Origin of the sequence: Natronomonas salina, assembly GCF_013391105.1 — an archaeon.
Lineage (GTDB): Archaea > Halobacteriota > Halobacteria > Halobacteriales > Haloarculaceae > Natronomonas > Natronomonas salina.
The window spans coordinates 3,405,530-3,424,472 of record NZ_CP058335.1 but is presented as its reverse complement, the minus strand read 5'-3'; the positions used below and the strand labels follow the sequence as shown (position 1 = coordinate 3,424,472).

Here is an 18,943-nt window from a genome sequence, read left to right as displayed (position 1 = left end):
TCGAGCAGCGTCCTGTGGACCTTTAGAACGTCGTCAATGGATGTGAGTCTCTCGTCTGAGTCCCATCACCGTATACGACCAGTGACTGGCCGTTCAGACACCGCGAGACAAAGTTCAATATGGCCATGATTGGGTGGACCCACAGCCCGTAGACGATGAAGTACTGCAGCGCGACCGCTGGATGTCGTACACCTCGTGTTAGGCGCAGGCGCAGCACTCGGCAGCGAGCTTCGAGGCGCCGCGCGGCGAGACGAGCATCGTCGGGCCAGTCTTCAAAAACGGGGGGGTACTCCTCGCGGCCGCCGTAGACCGACGACGAAGAGGTTATCACAAAGCACTCGAGAGCTGCGTCAAGAAGGTTGAGCGTCTCATTGTCCTTCATCTCATTTTACTCTCGCGGCGCCTCGACATTCGGCCGTATCCCTGCCTTCGCGGCCTGATGATGTATGTAGGCAACCTCCTCAACGTGTTCCTCAATCAGATCAGCGTCGCAAATATTCCCATTGACGAACTCATAGTCGCTACCCATCTCTGCTGCCGTCTCATGGTTGATCTCGATGGTATGTTCCTTGATCCAAAGATCGTTGAACAGGTCCATCGCCTCGATGACAGTCACGTCGTAGCCATTTGAGAGGATTGTCTCCGGATGGGATCCACCGATGGAGCCAGCCCCATCCACGTCGAGAACGTACATACTCCTGCAATCGGCAGAAGCCGTGAAAATCGATTGGAAGAAATGCACCAATAGTCGCCCATCGAGTAGAACAATTCGGATCTGTAATAAAACCGAAAGTAGAGCAAAATCCTGGATTAAAGGGCGAGCTGAGTTCACACCACTCAAAACAGCCAAACAGATTGCACTCGAATCAACTGAAACGACCTGAGTCGAAACGGACCACTATGTACTGGGGGTAACTCCCTTGACAATCGTATTCGGGTCCGGAAGGTGGTTGATATCATCGAAGTCGTGGTTGATGAGGATGGTTTCGACCTCGTCGAGTTCTGCATCGTCGTGGACCTCAACGTAACAGAGCTGGCACGCATCCAGGCACTCCCCCAGCCCATCGAGGACCTTCAGTTCGTGGCCTTCGACGTCGATCTTCATGACATCCGGGGTTGGTGCGTCAACTGACTCTCCGCGCTTAATCTGCACTGTATCGCCGTCCTGTTCACCATCCGAGACGAGACTCCGAGTCCCGGTATTCCCCGTCTTCGCGAGGGTCTTCTCGCCATCTTCGTCACTCAGCGCGAACGAGTGCACGTTCACATCTACGTCGTTCAGGGCTTCATTCTCCCGCAGAATCGAGCGGGCCTTCTCACCGGGTTCGAAGGCGTGGACGTCCAGGTCCTGTTCAGCTGCCAGCATCGAGTAAATGCCCTGGTTTGCACCCACATCCCAGAATACCTTGCCTTCATCCACATTCTTCACGAAGTCCTCCATGACGACCGTCTCGCTGATGCCGATTGCACGCGACGCCGACTCCTGATTCGCGATCGTCCACTCAATCTCGACGTCATCTACTTTGATCTGGCTCGTGTCCTTGATCTGGGTGAAGACGGGCCGTTTAATCTTGTAGAGGTACCAATCGGTAACACCGCGTTGGACTTCCGAGAGACCGCCTTCCGAGTAGAGTTCGACAGGACGAATTGACATCGTACGCGGGAAGTTCTTGGCGTCCGTATTTAACCCGTAACTCGGTTCACAGCTTCAACCGTACCTACTCCAGACAGGAGTCAATTAACGTCCGTATAGCACCGGTTTCACGACTGAAACCGAGCATCGGTCGCCCGCGATTCGAAGATATCTCCAAGGTCTACAGGAGAGGGGATGGTTGACGGTCTTCGACACGTCAGTTCACGTGGAAGAAGGTGTTCGTCGGGAATCACCACGTATCAATGCTTATTGGTGGACTTCCTGTAGGAGTAGCCGTGCTCCAGCGAAAGGCTGCCATCCTGAAAGACTCCCTGCTGCAGGAAGGGCCGCTCGCTGCCCTGAAACGGATCGCGAACCACATCCTGATCCATAACCCTGCCAGCCCCTATCTGAAGGCCGCTCTGGGAAAGGAACTCCATCTGAAGCTCTTCATGTATCTGCGGCTGGGCTACTGGCCACAGATCAAGAATCCACGCACCTTCAACGAGAAGGTTGCTCATCGCAAACTCTACGAGGACAACGAGCTATTCTCGACCGTCGAGGACAAGTGGCAGGTCAGAGACTACGTCGCCGAGAAGGTCGGGGAAGACTTCCTGCCAGAACTCTACCACGTCACTGACGACCCCGAAGACATTCCGTTCGATGAACTACCCGAGTCGTTCGTCGTGAAGCCGAACCACATGGCGGGGCCGATCATCTTCGTCGAAGAAGGGGACACAGTCCCCAGAGAGGAGATCAAGGCGAAAGGTCGGGAGTGGCTCGAGACGACGCATAACGTGATGAAAGAAGAGTCCTGGTACTGGGATATCGAACCCCGCATCCTGTTCGAAGAGTACCTTCAGAACGAGGACGACGACGTTCCACCTGATTACAAGTTCTTCGTTTTCCACGGAGAGGTCGAGTACGTACAGGTAGACCTGGACCGGTATTCCGATCACAAACGACGGTTCTACGATAGAGACTGGAACCCCCAGGAGTTCAAAAGAGGCTATCCTCTGGCCCCGGTGACAGAGAAACCAGACACGTTCGACGATATGGTCGAGATAGCCGAGACGCTGGGCGAAGATCTCGACTTCATCCGCATAGACCTCTACGACATCGATGGCGAACGAATCGCCTTCGGCGAGATGACTGTCGGGCCAGGTTCAGGCGTCGGTGACTTCGAACCTGAAGAAATCGATCACCACTTCGGGGAACTCTGGTAACCATCTACGAAGCCGCTGTAGTCTCCGGACAATCCTATCCCCGATTGAAATAGAGAAAGTCGTTGAAATTAGGTCGGCTCCTCCTTTGGTCCCTGTACACCCGCTCTCAACGGTCTCTATAGCATTTCAGCGCCTGAATCCATCTGGAATCGGGAGTACCTATTTACAGTTCGGACGACTACTCCAGGGTAATGACAGACGATACGAATGATGAGGCATTTGAAAACTCCCCTGTCGATATTGATAGTTCTAAAGCTGTAGAGTACACGACGGAATATGGAGAAGAGGGCTCGAAAGCAACCCGAAATCCAGAAGACGATCTCAGCCAAACGTTCGTAACCCTTGAGGAGAAGGAGGGGATTCCATTCGACGAAATCCAAGAGGACCCGATTCTCCGAGAGATCGGGAACACGCCACTGGTGGCACACCCGGAGAACGAACAGATCGTCGCCAAGGTAGAGCGGGAGAACCCGACGCTCTCACATAAGGACCGCATCGGTCCCGGGATGATCCTCGGACTCCGCCAGATGGGCGAGCTCGAACCCGGACAACGTATCGTTGAGGCGAGCTCTGGCAACACGGCCGGCGCGGTCGCACTCGCAGCGAATCGGCTCGACCACCCCTGTACCATCGTCATGCGCGAGACGACCTCACCGGTGAAGGTCGGGTTCGTGAAAGCCCTCGGCGCCGAGATCGTGACGACGCCGGACGTCGGCCACGAACACGACTACTACTACCAGACAGTGGCCGAGCGCTACGCCCAAGAGCACGACGCGGTGTATCTCAACCAGTACGGACGCCCCCTGAATCGCCACATCCACTACGAGTGGACGGGCCCCGAGTTGTACCAACAGATCAAGAACGACGACGTCACCCACATCGTCGGCGCGATGGGAACGTGCGGTCTCCTGACGGGCGTGGCTGAATACTTCAAGGAGGTCGCACCGCACATCCAGATCGTCGGCGTCGACGGCGAGGACTCGAACATCTCTCGAGAATTCCACGACGAAGAACTGGGCGACTACAACGTTGATGTCGAAGGCCTCGGGCAGTGGCGTGTCTCGGCGTCCGCGAATCTCGACGTGATGGACGACATCCGGTCGGTCTCGGACTCGATCGCGGTCTCACGAGCGAAGCACGAGGCAGCCGACAACGGAATGTTGATGGGACCGAGTTCGGGTGCCGCGATGGAGGTCGCCCAAGCCATCACGCAGGAAGACGACGACGCCAACGTGGTCACGTTCATCCACGACGGAGCCGAACAGTACTTCCACGAAGTCGACGGCTGGTAGGCGACGACGATCCTGTTTCAGAGGACGGGGAGATTATCGGCCACGGTCGTCCGGAATCCACTCGAGAGGCCGAACAACGAGACGAAGTATACCGTTGCCCCCAAGACGGTGAGTGCGACACCGACAGCGAAGATATCCGGGAGGAACTGCCGCGGGATATACACCACGACACTCATCATGCCCGCTGCAACGGCCTGCCGGGCGAGTTCGCCACCCGGGATGGGGACACCGTCGATAATCGCTCGCACGTGTCGATACGAGATCACCAGCGCAGCCACGGCTGAGACAACGGTCGCGACAGCGGCGCCGTACCATCCGTAGAGGTACACCAACACGAGGTTGAGCGACAGGTTCACGACGACGAATGCAGCGTTCGCCCGGAACGCCAGGTCCGGGCGATCGATGCCGTTCAGGACGGTGAGCAACTGGTCGGCGTAGTTGTAGACGAGTCGCGAGAGGACGAGCAACACCAAGATGTAGTGGCCTCTGGGGAACTCGTTGCCGTAGACGTACAGGACCAGATCACCGATGATGACGGCACCCACGAGGCCAGGGATCAGGAACAGTCCGGAGAACGCGATACTCTTCTCGAGGAGTGACCGCACCTCCTCGGCGTTGCCTGCACTCGAGAGCTTGCTGAACTCGGGAAAGAGCGTCTGACCAAGCACGGCGCCGAAGACGGCGAGTAGCGACGCCAGGTTCCACGAGACCTCGTAGATGCCGATGAGATTGACGGAGACGAAGAGTCCCAGGACGATCGTGTCCATGCTGGTGAAGGTTCGTGAGCTGAGCGTCCCCAGCCATGCGAATTTGGCGTAGCCGAACAGGTCGTCAAAATGCTCCCGGTCGGGGCGTTTCGGTGTGAGATCGACGATATAGACCAGGCCGATGAACGCTGCGATGATCGCGCCCAGCCCATAGCCGAAGAGGATGCCGCCGAGGCTGAATCCCAAGACGACAGCCGCAATCTGGACGACGCTTCGAATACCGATATCCACCGGCCGCAAGAGAGCTGCGTAGTGGACGAGATGCTGTCCGTGAAGGACGCCGGTCGCGAGCGACAGCAGCGAGACCGACCACGTCAGCGCGATGATGCTGTACGTCGCAGTCGTCCCGATGTATGAGTCGACGTAGCCCTGCGCAGTGACCAACACTGCGGAGAGGAACAGGAGAATTGCAACGAGGATGCCAGCGCCAGCGACGACGTATTCGCTCGTTTCGCCGGTTTCACTCGCCCGTTTGATGACCGCGGAGCGAACCCCCATCACGGCGATCGTCTTCAGCCAGATGACAACCGCGATGATGAGTGCGTACGTCCCGAAGACACCCGAGCCCAACAGCTGGGTGATGACGACGGTCGCAACGAAGCCGCCAACGGAGGTGACGATCTTCGAGACGAAGTTGACGAACGATATCTGTCCAAGCCTCATAACTAGGGGACCGCTCAGAGAGAGTGTGTGGCAGTGCGATGCGGCGTTATTTAGTCCCTCTCATCTTTTCGGGGCTCACGGATCGTCTGCCACGATCAATCAAGTAGCGCTCGCTTGACCCGTCTTCCAGCCGTGTACAGTGGCTTTCCACCGAGGGCGACACCAAGATACAGCCAGAACGTGAATTCGAACGGATAGAGCCGAACCGCGCGAAACAGGAAGCGACGCGCGTCCGCAAAATGCCCCGTCCGCAGCGCGTTGTATGCGCCGACTCTGAAGGCCGCCCACGCCAGCATCTTGCGTTCGAATACGCGACCGTATTCAGCAGCGAGTGGGCGATATTTCTCGAGAAACAGTGGATACGCTTCGTCGCGAATCGTCGAGAAATCGTCGCTGATCTGTTCGTGGTCGGCCTGCTGGATGACCGTCAGCGATTCGTCGACGGCGACGAACGCCCAGTTCTGGGAGAGAGACGGACGTACCACTCCATGTCCTGCCAGCTCGGGAAGCGTGAATCCGGGAGGCCGACCTCCTCGATGGCCTCGGCCCTCACGAGCACCGTCGAGTACGAACCGACGACGTTCCGACAGAGCAACGTCTTCGTGAGATCGCCGGATTCGGTCGGGACGTGCTCACGTTTCGTCTCGCCGTCCGCATCGACGTACCGCATTCCGGTGTATGCGACACCGGCGTTCTCGCCCCATACCCGGATGGCTTCGACCTGCGTCCGTAGTTTCTCCGGTGCCCAGCGATCATCGTCATCGAGGAACGCGATGAACTCGCCCGTGGCGGCTTCGATACCCGTGGCTCTGGCTGCAGCTGCCCCCTGGTTGTCGTCGTGGCGAAGGACACGCACGTCCTCGAACGTATCCAGGTCCATCTCGCGGATTCGAGGTTCGATCGGCTCCGGTGAGCAGTCGTCGACGAGGACGAGCTCGATGGACTCGTAGGTCTGCTCTCGAACCGTCTCGACGGCGCCGGTCACCAGCTCCGGTCGGCCGTAGGTCGGGATGACGACGCTGACGAGTGGGGCGTCCGTATCGGCCATCTTACTCCGCGTAGCCGAGATCCCGGAGCCGCTCTTTGACGTCCTCGTCCATGTCGGCCTCGACCATCGACTCAGAGTTCGCTCGGACCGCCTGTTTGTGTTCGTCGAGCACCTCGCTCAACCGTTCGACGACCTCGGGATGCTCGTCGAAGACGTTCTGCCGTTCCTCAGGGTCGTCGGTGAGGTGGTAGAGTTCGTCACCGGAGTTGCGCTGGATGAGCTTCCACTCGTGATCCCGGTAGGCAAACCGCTGTTCGTCCTCGCGGTTCCCCCAGTCAGCGACGATGTGGGTACGTGGCCAGTCGTCGTCCTCAAGCAACGACCGTAGTGAGTAGCCATCGAAGGCCTCTGGCTGCTCGAGACCCGCGTAGTCGACGAGCGTCGCTGGAACGTCCTGCAGGCCGACGAGGTCGTCATGGCGGCCCGACCCATCGACGCCCGCGAGGACGAGCGGGACGTGCAGTACCTCGTCGTAGAACGTGGCGTAGTGGCTGAACCGGCCGTGGTCCTGGAACTCCTCGCCGTGGTCAGCCGTGACTGCGATGAGTGGATCATCACCCCACGCGCCTCGGATTCCACTGACGAGACGGCCGATCTCGGCGTCGTTGAACCGGATCTCCGCGTCGTACAGATCGATGATGTCCTGCCGCTCCGCCTCGGTCACGTTCTCCGGCTCCTCGATCATCTTCCGGCGAAGCTTGATCGACTCGGTCTCAGAGATGGGGTCGTCCCGGAACTCCCGTTGGTATCGCTCGGGCGGGACGTATGGGTGGTGAACGTCCATGTAATGAACCCAGAGGAACCGCGACTCGGCGTCCTCGGTCTCCTCGACCCATTCCAGCGCACGGTCGGTGGTATCGTCAGCCGACTCGTAGGCGGAGCCGATGTTCACGCCAGCCTGTCGCTCGGCGGTATCGAACGCCGACGCGAGGAACTGATAGATGGCGCCATTCTGGTCGAGATTGTCCTTGACGAACTGGCGGAGTCGCGCAGTCGCCGAGGGGTCCGTCTTCGAGTCGTAAAACGTGTCGAACCCGCGGTCGTAATCGAAGTCCGCACTGAGATAGAGGTTCGAGTGGAAGCCGGCGGTATCGTACCCGGCGTCATCGAAGACTTCGGCGAGCATCGTTCGGCCCTCGGTCATCCGCTCGAACCCACCGTGGTTGAGCGCGTGCGAGGAAGAGAGGATCGACGGGAACGACGGGCGGGTACTGCAGGCGTGTGCGTACGTCTCCTCGAACAGGTGTCCGTCATCGGCCAGCGCGTCTATCTCCGGGGTCGTCTCCCGGTCGTAGCCCATGCAGTGGAGGTGATCTGCACGGAGCGAATCGATCGTGACCAGCAGGACATCCCTCATAAGCGAAGTATGCCTGCGGCCGCTATTTCACGGTTGTGATAGCTCGAGCGTACTGCTCGGCGATGCGACCCCAGTCGAAGTGTCGGACGTACGTTCGCAGAGCTTCGCCAGTCTCTGACCGACCCGCTTCTCGAATCGCCTCGGGAATCGCCTCCGGGCCCGGATCCGTGTAGGTCACCAGGCCACCGAACCGCGACTCGGCCCGGCCAGCCAACTGGACGACCGGCAGTCCGGCCGCGCCATACTCCAACACCTTCAGTGTGTGCGGGTCGTCGACCAGCGCGATTCCCACGTCCGACAGCGAGAGATATCCCGGGACGTCCTCGTGGGGAACCGTCCCGAGATACCGGATCGACGCCGACTGGTCGGCTGCAGTCTCGACCTCCGACTCCAGCGATCCCGTCCCGGCGACGAGCAACGTCCAATTATCAAGATGCTCGACGGCCTCGAGCATCGCCTCGATACGATAGATCGGTTCGAGCCCACCGACGTACACGGCCACGTTGTCTTCAATATCGCCGATCCGGTCACGGGCGGTTGCAATGGCATCCTCTGACGGTTCGGCGAACCGCTGATAGTCGACGCCGAGGTCGGTCATCGAGTACGAGTCCGCACGCGTTCGAAGCCGGGATTCCTCCTCGGGATAGACATAGAGGACATGCGCTGCACGTCGGAACGCAAGGTTCTCGAGGCGCTCGACGATGTGCGGCAGCGGTCCCGACTCCGTCTCGTAGAACTGACGGATGGGATCGACGTGATCGACGACCAGCGGGATGCCCTTCGCGATCGAGACAGCTGTCCCGACGATAGCACCAGCACGGGTCGTCCCGATGACGACATCGTAGTGCTCGTCGCTCGTCACCTGCTCCCGCAGCGTCGCTCTGTCACCGGCCCGGAGCGTGACATCGATGCCGTTGTCCTCGAGATGCGAGGTGATTCGTTCTCGGCCGACGCTGATGTTCCCGGGTTTGTTCGGCGTGAGCCAGAGAACCCGCGTCATGGTTGGCCACGCCACTTGACGAGCCCATAGAGGTACCCGAAGCCGACCAGCGCGGTGAAGACGAACATCATCACGAACTGCAGTGCCTTCTCGATGGAGGGTGCGTCCACCAGCTCCTTCGTCCGGGCTGGGACGAACTCGGTCACCAACTGGCCGAGGAAGTCGAACTCCTCATCGGTCGACTCATCGACGAACACTTCCATCCCACGTTTGGAGTACCCCTGCCAGAAGGCTCGATTGAGGAGCCACCCCACCTCCGTGCGGTACGCGAAGACCTTGTGTTCGACCTCCGCGTCCGGGATGTACCAGACGCCCTCGCCGTACTCGGCCTGTAATCGGGCACAGAGTTCCGTCTCACCACCCTGGAGGTTGGCATCACCTTGCCGACCGCCTACGTCGCTCTCGAAACCACCCAACTCGAGGAAGACGTCACGACGAAACGAGATGTTGGACCCGAAGGTGTTCCGGACCTCACACGGCCCGTCCGCGAAGCCGCGCTGGGTGACGCCGACCAACCAGTAGAATTCAGCAGGGAGATACGACGGCTTCCCAGCCACCCAGCGGGGCGTCATCTTCCCGCCGACGGCGAGAGCGTCCCGTTGCTCGTAGCCTTCGACGAGCAGTTCAATCCAGTCGCCGGCCGGGACCGCATCGTCGTCGATGAAAGCCACCACGTCGCCAGTTGCTAACTCTGCCCCGCGGTTGCGGCTCGTCAGCAACCCCACGTTCTCATCGTTACACTCGACGATGACGTCATTCCGGTCGTCGAAGTCCTCGAGAGCCCGCTCGTAGACGGTCTCGTTGCCGTCGATGACGACCACGAGTTCGACGTCGTCGTACGTTTGCGAGAGAACAGCATTCGCAGCTTCGGTGAAATCGTCGTACCGCTCCATCGAATGCTCACAGAGCACCACCGAAACTCGCATTGGCGACTGTTACAACGATGAGGGATATGGGCTTTTTTGTATCCTATTCCCGCAGTCTACAGAGAGGACACTTCTGCCTCAAGTTGGCGGGCTACTCGAAGCTCTCGTACTCCCAGATCAGATCGAAGTAGCGTTTCATCCCCGCGACGAACGACCCGTTCTCCGTGATCGCGGCCTGGCGCTTGTAATCGGGAACGTCGGTCTCTTCGACGAGGAAGATCGCTTGTCCGGAGCCGTAGTCCATACTCGGGTCGACGAACGTCCCGCGCCACGGCAGCACCTCCTCGCTGAACCGGAAGTCGATAGCCGGATACTCCGATTCGATCCGCTCGACGATGGCCTCCTGGTGAGGTACGTTCTCCTCTGGTAGTAGCTCGGGATTCAAAAAGAGCACCGAGACGTCGATACCCTCCTCCAGCGCGTTCGCGACGGCAGGCTCTACATCATCGAAGTACGCGAAGCTGTTGGTGATGACGTAGACACTGTCGTCGGCGATGCGATAGAGACGTCGCGTCTCGGTCTCGCTGGGCTCGCCGACGTCGACGACGTGGAACAGCTCGGAGATCGGGGAGACGGCCTCCTCGGCCTGCTCGTACATCGGCTCGAACACCTCAAGGAAGCCTGGACGCATCTCGTCGACCTCGCCGCGGAAATCCTCGAACTGCTGGCGGCGGTTCTCCTTCGCCCGGTCGAGGATCTCCCCGGGTGCCTTCGGCTGATAGTGCTTCGGCCGCCCGGGGATGACCTCGATGAAGCCGCGGTCGGCCAGCGAATCGAGCACGCCGTAGATGCGGGCATTCGGGATACCGGTTGCCTCGGCGATATCGGGCGCCGTGGTTCGCCCGGAGCGCAACAACCGAGCCAGGGCCTTCGCCTCATACTCCTTGAGGTCGAGTTCCTGCAAAAGGTCGGTCGGTTCGCGATTCGGATCCATTGTCAGGCCCGCCGCTGAAGCAGGTCTCGGATGGACTCCTCGACCGTGTGGGTCGGCTCCCACCCGAGTTCCGACTTCGCCTTCGAGATGTCGACGGTGAAGTCCTCGACGTTCGTCTCAGCAGCCCGGGGATTCTCGACGAGCTTCACCTCCGGTTCTTCACCGAGTTCCTCACCAGCGATGCGCTGGACCTTCTGGGCGACCTCCATCACCGATGGATCTTCCGTACCGGCAATTTCGTATGCCGCCGACCCCGTCTCGCCGGCCTCAAGCTGGTCGAGCAGACGCTCTGCACTCCGGACGTACGACCGGGCAACGTCCTTGACATGGATGAAGTTCCGCGACTGCGACCCTGGTTCGTATACCGTCAGGGGCTCTCCGGCTTCCACACGGCTGACGAAGAAGTTGATCACCGTCGACTTCGAGACGGCCGTCCCATTGATCTCGTGTTCGCCGTAGAGATTCGACTTCATCAGCTGGTGGGCGGGGAACGATCCCTTAGCGAACGTCTCGATGGACCGTTCGCTGATGTACTTCGTTCGCCCATACCAGTTCATCGGCTGCCGTGGCAGGTCGACAGTGATAGGGAACGACTCGGGGTCACCCAAAACGGCCATGCTGAACGGGAACGTCAGCGCCGCGCCCGTCCGACGACAGAACCAGGCCACGTTGTTTGTCCCGGTGACGTTCACCTCGTAGGCGAGATCAGCGTGCTCCTCACAGTCGTCGACCCCACTCACCGCGGCCAGGTGAAGGACGACGTCCGCACCTTCAATCGCTTCTTCCAGGCGGTGTCTGTTGCGGATGTCGACGTGCTGGATGTTGACGTCACCAATTGAGTCGACCTTGCCGAGATAGAAGTTGTCCAGAGCGGTTATCTCCCAATCGGGATGCGTCGCCTGCAGGCGATCCACTACCCGGCTGCCGATGTAGCCAGCGGCTCCCGTTACCGCGATTTTTGGTGTACCACTCCCGTCGTAACGTTCGGTTGCTGTGTCCGTCATGTTTCGATCATCTCTCTATTTTTCCGAGCCATCTGTTCGGCCACGTCCTGGATTCCCTCACGAAGCGTCCATTCCGTCTCGAAGCCGGTCTCCGAGAGCCGATCGAAGTTCACGTGATAGGACGGCCCTGGATGCTCGTCCTCGAGGTAGGTAATGTCAAGCTCATAGTCGAGTTCCTCGCGGACAATCTCAGCAATCTCTGAGATGCGGTAGTTCCCCTCGTTCGAACCGACGTTATAGACGAACTCAGGCCACTCATCGGGTTCCAGGACGGCACTCGCGTACGCCCGAGCGGCGTCCTGTACGTGGATGAACGGTCGCCAGTTGCTCCCGTCACCGTAAACGGTCAGCGGTCGGTCGGTCAGCGCCCGGAACACAAAGTGGTTCACCACGAGGTTGAATCGAATCCCTGGTGACCACCCATAGACCGTGCTCATCCGGAGTGCAGTAGCGTCAATGCCGTGTTCGTCGACAGCCTCCTGAAGCAACTCCTCGGATTCGACCTTCGACTCCGCGTAGGGGTTCAGCGGGTTCTGTTCGGTCTCCTCGTCGATATCCGTGCTGGCCGCCCGCCCGTAGTTGTTACACGAGGAAGCGAAGACGATCGTCTCGACGTCGAACTTCCGGGCGGCCGTGAGAACGTTCTCCGTGCCGTCCTGGTTGACGGCGAACGTCTCTCCTCGTCGGTCGTGTGTTGAATCGGCGCCGGTGATCGCCGCGAGGTGGACGATGCGGTCGATGTTCCGCGTCGCACTCTCGACGTCACCGTACACCCGGACGTCGCCGCGACGGAACCGGAGGTCGTCGCCGAGACAGCCCGCGAGGTTCCGGGGGGAACCATCAATCAACGAGTCGACGACGACGACCTCGCCGACCTGGTCGTCGTCGAGAAGCTGGGGAATCAGCGCACTGCCGATGTACCCGCAGCCACCTGTGACCAGAACGCGAAGCCCGTCGTCACTCATCATCGGTCAGGACGCCCGGGAGGAAGCGATCCTCGCGGGCGGTGATTCGGTCCTCGTGGTCGACGAGGGTCCCGAGGATGCTCCGGACACCCTCCTCGAACGTCGTGGACTGCCCGCCGATGAGATCATCGTAGCGGTCGTGCTCCATCTCCATCTTGTGGGTCTCGTCCTCTTCGCGGGGGTTCTCGAAGTGTTCGACCTCGACGTCGAGGTCGTACTCGTCGGAGACGTCCGCGATGGTCTCGGCGACCTCGACGATGCTAATCGCGCGCGTGACCTGGTTGTAGACGACGTGGTCGTCGGGACGGGAGTCGGTCTCCGAGAGCGCGAGCTGTGCGAGGCCCTCGACGGCGTCCTCGAGCGCGATGAACGGCTTGCGCTGCTCGCCCTTCCCGTAGACCGTCATCGGGTAGCCGGCGATGGCCTGCGCGCAGAAGCGGTGGGCGACGACGCCGAAGTAGTAGTCGAAGTCGAAGCGCGTCGCCAGTCGATCGTCGGCAGAAGTCTCCTCGGTCTCGGTCCCGTAGATGATGGCGGTCCGGACGTCGGAGATCGGGAGGTCGAACTGCTTGTGTGCGAGCCGCATGTTCGCCGCGTCGTGGCTTTTGGTGAGGTGATACCAGCTGCCAGCCATCGCCGGGAACGGGACCTCGTCGCGCTCGCCCTGGTTCTCCATGGTCGCACCGCCTTCCGGGATGGGGAACTCGGGAGCGCCGTAGACACCCGTGGTGGTCGTCTCGATGAAGTGGGTGTCCGAGAGGTCGTGTTCGTGGAGCCCCCACAGCAGGTTCCGCGTCGCCTGGAGGTTGTTGTGCTGGGTATAGTTCGCGCGCTCGCCGTTGATCTGGGAGTACGGCGCCGAGGGCTGGGCCGCCGTGTGGACGACGACCGAAGGTTCGTGGACGGACAGGAGCTCGTCGACGGCCGCACGCTCGGTGAGGTCGGCTTCGACGAACGAGAGGTTCGAGAGGTCGTGGACCTCCTCGGCGGCTTCGATTCGCTCGTCGATGCTGCCGATCGGGACGGCGCTCGTCGAGCCGACTGATTCGACCCACTCTCGGCGCGCGAAGTTGTCGACGAGGACGACGCGCTCGTCGGTCCCGTCGGCGATGCGAAGTGCGGTCGGCCATCCGAGGTACCCGTCGGCACCGGTAACTACGATTGACACAGTTACTCAGGTAATGAGTAAGCGGAAGTAAAAACCTTCCCATGACTCAACCTCCACCTACGGGTTCAATGCAAGGTTTCTGGGGGAGTGACAAATCGCAGTCTGTGGCAACCGAAGAGTTTTGTATCAGTATGTAGTAACAGTTACTCACAGATTGAGAGAATGGCCAGCAACTATCGATCCTCTGACGACGCGGACGACCGAGACGACGAGCACCTGAAGGACGTGGAGGACGGCTGTGGGTGCGCCGAAGTCTGGGAACACCTCTCCGACCAGCGAGCGTCCGAATAAGACTTCTCGGGTCTCTTCGTTCTGGTGTCTCAACACCGGATTTCTACACTTCTACTACGACTGCAGCAGAGCCGAAGTCTCAAATCCTCCCGGCCGAAATGAGTCGCTATGAACGTCAGCGTCGTCGGGAGCGGGTACGTCGGCACCACGCTCGCGGCCTGTCTTGCAGACCTCGGTCACGATGTCACGGCCATCGACATCGACGAGGAGACGGTCGACCGTCTCAACGAGGGCGAGACCACCATCCACGAACCCGGCCTTGACCCCCTGGTCTCTGCGTACGCGGGCACTAGTCTACAGGCGACGACGGACCACGCAGCGGCCGTCGATACGGATCTCACGTTCCTCGCCGTCGAGACACCAGCCCGTGAAGATGGGTCTATCGACCCGACTGCACTGCTCGCCGCCGCGGAGGACGTCGGTGAAGCCATCGCCGACAAAGACGGCTACCACCTCGTCGTTGTGAAGTCAACCGTCCTGCCGAACGTCATCGAGGAAGAACTCGTTCCCACCATCGAGGACGCCTCGGGTAAGGTCGCCGGTGAAGATATCGGCATCGCGGTCAACCCCGAGTTCCAGCGTGAAGGCAGCGCTGTCGACGACTTCATGAACCCCGACAAAATCGTCGTCGGGACCGAGGACGACGGCCAAGCGCTCGACCGCCTCGCCGAACTCTACGAACCGCTCATCACCGACTGGGACGTCCCCACGGTCGAGACGGGTCGCAAGGAGGCGGCGATGATCAAGTACGCCAACAACACGTTCCTGGCGGCGAAGATCAGCCTCATAAACGACCTCGGGAACGTCTGCAAGGAGTTCGGCGTCGACACCTACGAGGTCGCCGACGCCATCGGCCTCGACGACCGCATCGGTGCGAAGTTCCTCCAGTCCGGGGTAGGGTGGGGGGGTTCGTGCTTCCCAAAAGACACCGCAGCACTCGTCTCAGCTGCAAACGAGGAAGATTACTCTCCTGCGATGGTCGAGGCAGCAATCGAGATCAACGAGGTCCAGCCCCAGCGTCTCCTTGCCCTCCTCGACGACCACGCCGATGTCGACGGCAAGCGAGTTGCGGTGATGGGCCTGGCGTTCAAGCCGGGGACGGACGACATCCGCGGGTCACGCGCGAAACCGGTCATCGAAGGGCTACAGGACCGCGGGGCAGATGTCGTTGCCTACGACCCACTCGCGGCGGACGTGATGGCCGAGGAATATCCTGACGTCGAATACGTGGAGTCGGCAGCCGAGGCTCTCGACGACGCGCACGCGGCCGCGTTCGTCACCGACTGGCCAGAGTTCGCCGACCTCGACGACGAATTCGACGCGATGGCCGACCCTGTCGTCGTCGACGGGCGGCGAATCGTGTCTCGGCGTGAGGGCCTCACCTACGAAGGGTTGACCTGGTGAGGTAGGAAGATTTCTGCTACACGCCTAATTAACACCGAGGTAGCTGGCAGCCTCGATTGCAATTGTTCTCGTGATATCCTCTTGGAGACGGCCCTCTTCTCGTTCGATATCGGCGAGACGAATCGAAACGAGTGTCCAAGGATTCACGTAGCTCTCTCGCGGGAGATTACCGGACGTGAAGTGGTTGTCGGTAAGCGGAATAGCAGCGTCACGCGGGGTTGAGGTAACAGCGGTGTAGAGGGCCTCCTCATCGCTGAATGGATGAGATTCGTCGCTGAGCTGTACATACGGGCGGTAATCGTGATCGGCAAACAGGTCAGGCCCTTTCACCACCGTGCCACGGTCGTATTGCATCCGCTATTCTTCTCCATAGTAATCATCAGTGGTCGAAATCGAGCTCGCCTGTGTCTGGGCCGCATAAGAGGCCAGTCGGTCGTCCTCAGCGATAGCCCAGTATCGTCCCCGGTGGCGGACAAGCCCGCGATCTTCTAGGCGTGACAGCGCGGCGCCGACACTGCCGCGCTTGATATCGGTCGCCTCGTGGATTTCCGTTTGGGTGAACGCCTGAGCATCGTGTTGGGAGAGAAACTGGAGGATGCGATAGGGCTGTGTCCCCTCCTTGATGTCGAGTATGTCCCCTGGGACGTCTTCGAAGTTGTCGATGCTAATAGGCATAGGTAATATAATGTAATAGCTTGCAATAAGATTGATGGCTGCCCACCTACGGCAATAGTGACTTTCAAACCAGCATCGGGACGATCATCCGGAGCGCTGAGGGAACGACTACCGGTACCACAGGTGACTATACTGGTATCGCATAGGTTCCCTGAATCCGGAGTTCCTGAATTGCTACGACAGGCTAATATTCCCCCCATTCTGGACCGCACTCTCGTCTATCGTCACCGTCTCTGCACCAGCTCCTTCGAGTTCGTACTCGCCGGGGTAAGGGACGGTCACGTTGAATCGGCCGTTCTCACCAGCCGTGGTCTGTCGCTCGTAGGTGAACGAATCACCTGAGATATCCACGTCCGTACGTAACAATACAGGTTCGCCGGCAGTCGCATTGCCCTGGATGGTCGCCCCATCGACCACGCGGAACGCTTTGTAGTCGCCGCTGGGGCTGGCATACAGCGCCCGGTAGTGGCCAAGCCCCTCGACACCGCTCCCACGACTGCCGTAGCGATCGTGGAGCCGCGACTGCATCGACGCCTCGGGGATGTCCGGATCACCCGGGACTGGCTCGGTGACGAGATAGGCGCCATCCGAACGACCCCGCTGTATCATCTGATAGGCCTGCTCGGGGGATTGCAGCTGCGTGAACGGGCGATAGAACTGCTGGGCATAGGCGTACGATTGGGCCTCACCATTGACGTGGTAGTTGTACATCCGGTTCCACGACCACGGACTGAACACGTACGATTGCGGGTACTCGGTCCCCGTTTCTGTAGCGTGTCCTTCGATGAACGCAGCAGTCTCGTACTGCTCTTCAGGGATTGCAACGTTGTTGGCGCTGATCGGCGCCAGAATCGCCGAGAGGCCACAGACGAGGAGGACGACGAACCCGAGTCGCATAGCAACGTCGCGGTCCGGCAGCGAGATGGACTCGTGGACGCCCCCGAGCGGCACTGGAAGGCCTGCGGCATCGACGCGCTCGGCGAACACGAGGATCGCGAAGCCACCGAACAGGGCGGCGAAGGGCGCGAACTCACCAGCATACCGGGATTGCACGGCAGCGAGGAACAGCATGAACCACGCGTAACTGCTCGCGACCAGCCACCGGCGATCACCACGATACGCCCTGTAGGCGCCCCACAGCATCGCAGGGATGACCACGAGCAACAGCAGCCCAAACAAGACGAGCCAGCCCATCGTCGTCGCGCCGAACAGCGAGTGCATCTCGACGATCTCCTCGTCCGAGAACAGTCGCGAGACCTGTGACGAGACGCGCGCCCACGCGTCGGGCGCGAGGAAGTACACGCCAGCAGCAACGATAGCGATCCCGCCAACGCCTGTCGTCGGGAACGCCCAGGCTGGGAGTTCGGCACGGCGCCACGCATATGTCGCGGCGACCACGCCGACAACACCGATGGCCACGGCGACAGGGACGCCGACGATAACTGGCTCGTGCCACCCAAAGGCGACGTGTGCCAGAACGACGATGGCAGCGCCGAGTCCGACCCCCAATCCCGTAGCGATACCCGGAGCCACGAACGCCGTATCGTCGCGGACTGCGAGCGTGCCGGCAACGACGACGGCGATAGCGATCGGGAACAGCAGTAGCGACCCGGCCCACCACGCGAGGACCCCACCAGCTACCCCGGCAGCGAGCAATCCAATCGATCGGATGGTCCGATGGTCGACGCCCAGCGAGTCGAGACCCATCGTTCCCACGAGTCCCCACGCAGCCAGAACAATCCAGAAGTAATCGAAGGCGTGGTGGTCGACGAAGCCCAGCGACGTGCGCAGGACGTGAATCGGCAGTGTCGCGAGTACGAGGACGCTGGCGAGCGCGATACGTCGGTCGTGGCTCACCGCCCGGGCGAGCCCGTAGAGTGCGAGTGCGGTCGCCACGGCGGCGATGACAGGTAGCCACGCCAGGATGGCTCGATGGCTTCCGAGGCCGCCTGCAAACTCGCTGGCGAGTAGCATCACGACGAACGTGAGCGGTTCGCCGGTCAACATCTGTCTCGGAAGCTCACCGAGCGACCAGCCGTTCGCGAGGGACTGCTCGACGAGATACACGTAGAAATACGGGTCGTTCCCGGAGTAGACGACGCGGTCACGGAAGACCGACCCGTACGTGCTCGCACGGAACACGATGGTTAGTACAAGCAGCGCGACGAGGGCCAGAGCTGCATTCCGGTCGACCGTAGGTAGGGAGAGATCGATGCCATCCCGTTCGGTCGACTGGTCGGTGACGTCCCCCTCGAGTGCCCGGTCGACGGCCGAGGGGTCCGCGACTCGGTACTCGTCGCCGACGGACTCGACGACACCCTCGCCGACGAGTTCGCCGAACGCGCCCGAATCAACATCGACGTCATTGAAAGTCCACGTCTCCTGGTTCGCATCGACCGCCCGGACCTCCTCGAGGGCACGTTCGAGGTCCGGGCGTTCGTCGAGCAACTCGCGCACGTCGCGGGCATCCATACCACCCCTTGCCGAGGCGCGGGCGATAAAAACACCGTCCTCGAATCGGACTGTCGCGCCGATACGGCGAGCCGTCCCCCGATCCAATGCCGTGGATTCGACCTAGGGGGTTCCTGCC

The 18,943-nt window shown here is 60.6% G+C and carries 19 protein-coding genes; 3 read left to right on the top strand and 16 right to left on the bottom strand.

Going from position 1 to position 18,943, the window contains the following annotated elements; all coding sequences use genetic code 11:
* Nucleotides 1-22 precede the first annotated feature (22 nt).
* From HWV07_RS17760 to HWV07_RS17750, 3 genes are all read right to left on the bottom strand, one after another.
* Nucleotides 23-382, bottom strand: coding sequence for an NAD-dependent epimerase/dehydratase family protein (locus HWV07_RS17760; protein WP_178335605.1), 360 nt, complete (start codon nt 380-382; stop codon nt 23-25).
* 6 nt (nt 383-388) lie between these two features.
* Nucleotides 389-694 carry an NAD-dependent epimerase/dehydratase family protein gene (locus tag HWV07_RS17755; protein WP_178335604.1) on the bottom strand — a complete coding sequence of 102 codons (306 nt, stop codon included), beginning with the start codon at nt 692-694 and terminating at the stop codon, nt 389-391.
* Nucleotides 695-898: 204 nt separating this feature from the next.
* A complete protein-coding gene (locus tag HWV07_RS17750; protein ID WP_178335603.1) occupies nt 899-1,654 on the bottom strand; it encodes an FkbM family methyltransferase in 756 nt (251 codons plus the stop codon).
* Nucleotides 1,655-1,929: 275 nt separating this feature from the next.
* On the opposite strand from HWV07_RS17750, the gene HWV07_RS17745 reads away from it, so the two are divergent.
* Together HWV07_RS17745 and HWV07_RS17740 are read left to right on the top strand one after the other, a co-directional pair.
* Nucleotides 1,930-2,859, top strand: coding sequence for an ATP-grasp fold amidoligase family protein (locus tag HWV07_RS17745; protein ID WP_178335602.1), 930 nt, complete (start codon nt 1,930-1,932; stop codon nt 2,857-2,859).
* Nucleotides 2,860-3,050: 191 nt separating this feature from the next.
* On the top strand, nt 3,051-4,151 hold the full coding sequence (locus HWV07_RS17740; protein ID WP_178335601.1) for a PLP-dependent cysteine synthase family protein: 1,101 nt from the start codon (nt 3,051-3,053) through the stop codon (nt 4,149-4,151).
* Nucleotides 4,152-4,168: 17 nt separating this feature from the next.
* Here the strand turns inward: HWV07_RS17740 and HWV07_RS17735 are convergent, their stop codons facing one another.
* The 10 genes from HWV07_RS17735 to HWV07_RS17690 form a co-directional block, all read right to left on the bottom strand.
* The gene (locus HWV07_RS17735) at nt 4,169-5,581 is read right to left on the bottom strand and encodes an oligosaccharide flippase family protein (RefSeq protein ID WP_178335600.1); all 1,413 of its coding nucleotides are present in this window, start codon (nt 5,579-5,581) and stop codon (nt 4,169-4,171) included.
* Nucleotides 5,582-5,676: 95 nt separating this feature from the next.
* Nucleotides 5,677-6,066, bottom strand: a complete 390-nt coding sequence (locus tag HWV07_RS17730; RefSeq protein ID WP_178335599.1) for a hypothetical protein — start codon at nt 6,064-6,066, stop codon at nt 5,677-5,679.
* The gene (locus HWV07_RS17725; RefSeq protein ID WP_178335598.1) at nt 6,009-6,629 is read right to left on the bottom strand and encodes a glycosyltransferase family 2 protein; all 621 of its coding nucleotides are present in this window, start codon (nt 6,627-6,629) and stop codon (nt 6,009-6,011) included. Before HWV07_RS17725 ends, HWV07_RS17730 begins: the two co-directional genes overlap by 58 nt.
* Nucleotide 6,630: 1 nt before the next feature.
* Nucleotides 6,631-7,986 carry a sulfatase family protein gene (locus HWV07_RS17720; protein ID WP_178335597.1) on the bottom strand — a complete coding sequence of 452 codons (1,356 nt, stop codon included), beginning with the start codon at nt 7,984-7,986 and terminating at the stop codon, nt 6,631-6,633.
* A 22-nt stretch (nt 7,987-8,008) separates the two neighbouring features.
* Nucleotides 8,009-8,848 (bottom strand): glycosyltransferase, encoded by an 840-nt coding sequence (locus HWV07_RS17715; RefSeq protein ID WP_246279792.1) that lies wholly within the window; start codon nt 8,846-8,848, stop codon nt 8,009-8,011.
* 134 nt (nt 8,849-8,982) lie between these two features.
* Entirely contained in the window at nt 8,983-9,912 is a 930-nt protein-coding gene (aglG, locus tag HWV07_RS17710) for a glucosyl-dolichyl phosphate glucuronosyltransferase (RefSeq protein ID WP_178335596.1), read from the bottom strand.
* A 91-nt stretch (nt 9,913-10,003) separates the two neighbouring features.
* Nucleotides 10,004-10,846 carry a TrmB family transcriptional regulator gene (locus HWV07_RS17705; RefSeq protein WP_178335595.1) on the bottom strand — a complete coding sequence of 281 codons (843 nt, stop codon included), beginning with the start codon at nt 10,844-10,846 and terminating at the stop codon, nt 10,004-10,006.
* Between the two features lie 2 nt (nt 10,847-10,848).
* Nucleotides 10,849-11,850 (bottom strand): NAD-dependent epimerase/dehydratase family protein, encoded by a 1,002-nt coding sequence (locus HWV07_RS17700; protein ID WP_178335594.1) that lies wholly within the window; start codon nt 11,848-11,850, stop codon nt 10,849-10,851.
* The gene (locus HWV07_RS17695; RefSeq protein WP_178336094.1) at nt 11,847-12,815 is read right to left on the bottom strand and encodes an NAD-dependent epimerase/dehydratase family protein; all 969 of its coding nucleotides are present in this window, start codon (nt 12,813-12,815) and stop codon (nt 11,847-11,849) included. The genes HWV07_RS17700 and HWV07_RS17695 overlap by 4 nt, the downstream gene beginning before the upstream one ends.
* A complete protein-coding gene (locus HWV07_RS17690) occupies nt 12,808-13,983 on the bottom strand; it encodes an NAD-dependent epimerase/dehydratase family protein (RefSeq protein ID WP_178335593.1) in 1,176 nt (391 codons plus the stop codon). Before HWV07_RS17690 ends, HWV07_RS17695 begins: the two co-directional genes overlap by 8 nt.
* 399 nt (nt 13,984-14,382) lie before the next feature.
* Here HWV07_RS17690 and aglM point away from each other — a divergent pair, with 399 nt between their 5' ends.
* Nucleotides 14,383-15,678 (top strand): UDP-glucose 6-dehydrogenase AglM, encoded by a 1,296-nt coding sequence (gene aglM / locus HWV07_RS17685; protein WP_178335592.1) that lies wholly within the window; start codon nt 14,383-14,385, stop codon nt 15,676-15,678.
* A 24-nt stretch (nt 15,679-15,702) separates the two neighbouring features.
* Here aglM and HWV07_RS17680 read toward each other — a convergent pair whose 3' ends face one another.
* From HWV07_RS17680 to HWV07_RS17670, 3 genes are all read right to left on the bottom strand, one after another.
* The gene (locus HWV07_RS17680; RefSeq protein WP_178335591.1) at nt 15,703-16,032 is read right to left on the bottom strand and encodes a hypothetical protein; all 330 of its coding nucleotides are present in this window, start codon (nt 16,030-16,032) and stop codon (nt 15,703-15,705) included.
* A gap of 3 nt (nt 16,033-16,035) precedes the next feature.
* The gene (locus tag HWV07_RS17675; protein WP_178335590.1) at nt 16,036-16,353 is read right to left on the bottom strand and encodes a helix-turn-helix transcriptional regulator; all 318 of its coding nucleotides are present in this window, start codon (nt 16,351-16,353) and stop codon (nt 16,036-16,038) included.
* A 174-nt stretch (nt 16,354-16,527) separates the two neighbouring features.
* On the bottom strand, nt 16,528-18,825 hold the full coding sequence (locus tag HWV07_RS17670) for an STT3 domain-containing protein (protein WP_178335589.1): 2,298 nt from the start codon (nt 18,823-18,825) through the stop codon (nt 16,528-16,530).
* Nucleotides 18,826-18,943 lie beyond the last annotated feature (118 nt).

Coding starts and splice junctions, on each gene's coding strand:
- HWV07_RS17755 (WP_178335604.1), bottom strand. CDS start 694: ATGTACGTTCTCGACGTGGATGGGGCTGGCTCCATCGGTGGATCCCAT.
- HWV07_RS17700 (WP_178335594.1), bottom strand. CDS start 11,850: ATGACGGACACAGCAACCGAACGTTACGACGGGAGTGGTACACCAAAA.
- aglG (WP_178335596.1), bottom strand. CDS start 9,912: ATGCGAGTTTCGGTGGTGCTCTGTGAGCATTCGATGGAGCGGTACGAC.
- HWV07_RS17720 (WP_178335597.1), bottom strand. CDS start 7,986: ATGAGGGATGTCCTGCTGGTCACGATCGATTCGCTCCGTGCAGATCAC.
- HWV07_RS17760 (WP_178335605.1), bottom strand. CDS start 382: ATGAAGGACAATGAGACGCTCAACCTTCTTGACGCAGCTCTCGAGTGC.
- HWV07_RS17750 (WP_178335603.1), bottom strand. CDS start 1,654: ATGTCAATTCGTCCTGTCGAACTCTACTCGGAAGGCGGTCTCTCGGAA.
- HWV07_RS17680 (WP_178335591.1), bottom strand. CDS start 16,032: ATGCAATACGACCGTGGCACGGTGGTGAAAGGGCCTGACCTGTTTGCC.
- aglM (WP_178335592.1), top strand. CDS start 14,383: ATGAACGTCAGCGTCGTCGGGAGCGGGTACGTCGGCACCACGCTCGCG.
- HWV07_RS17740 (WP_178335601.1), top strand. CDS start 3,051: ATGACAGACGATACGAATGATGAGGCATTTGAAAACTCCCCTGTCGAT.
- HWV07_RS17675 (WP_178335590.1), bottom strand. CDS start 16,353: ATGCCTATTAGCATCGACAACTTCGAAGACGTCCCAGGGGACATACTC.
- HWV07_RS17725 (WP_178335598.1), bottom strand. CDS start 6,629: ATGGCCGATACGGACGCCCCACTCGTCAGCGTCGTCATCCCGACCTAC.
- HWV07_RS17735 (WP_178335600.1), bottom strand. CDS start 5,581: ATGAGGCTTGGACAGATATCGTTCGTCAACTTCGTCTCGAAGATCGTC.
- HWV07_RS17695 (WP_178336094.1), bottom strand. CDS start 12,815: ATGAGTGACGACGGGCTTCGCGTTCTGGTCACAGGTGGCTGCGGGTAC.
- HWV07_RS17670 (WP_178335589.1), bottom strand. CDS start 18,825: ATGGATGCCCGCGACGTGCGCGAGTTGCTCGACGAACGCCCGGACCTC.
- HWV07_RS17705 (WP_178335595.1), bottom strand. CDS start 10,846: ATGGATCCGAATCGCGAACCGACCGACCTTTTGCAGGAACTCGACCTC.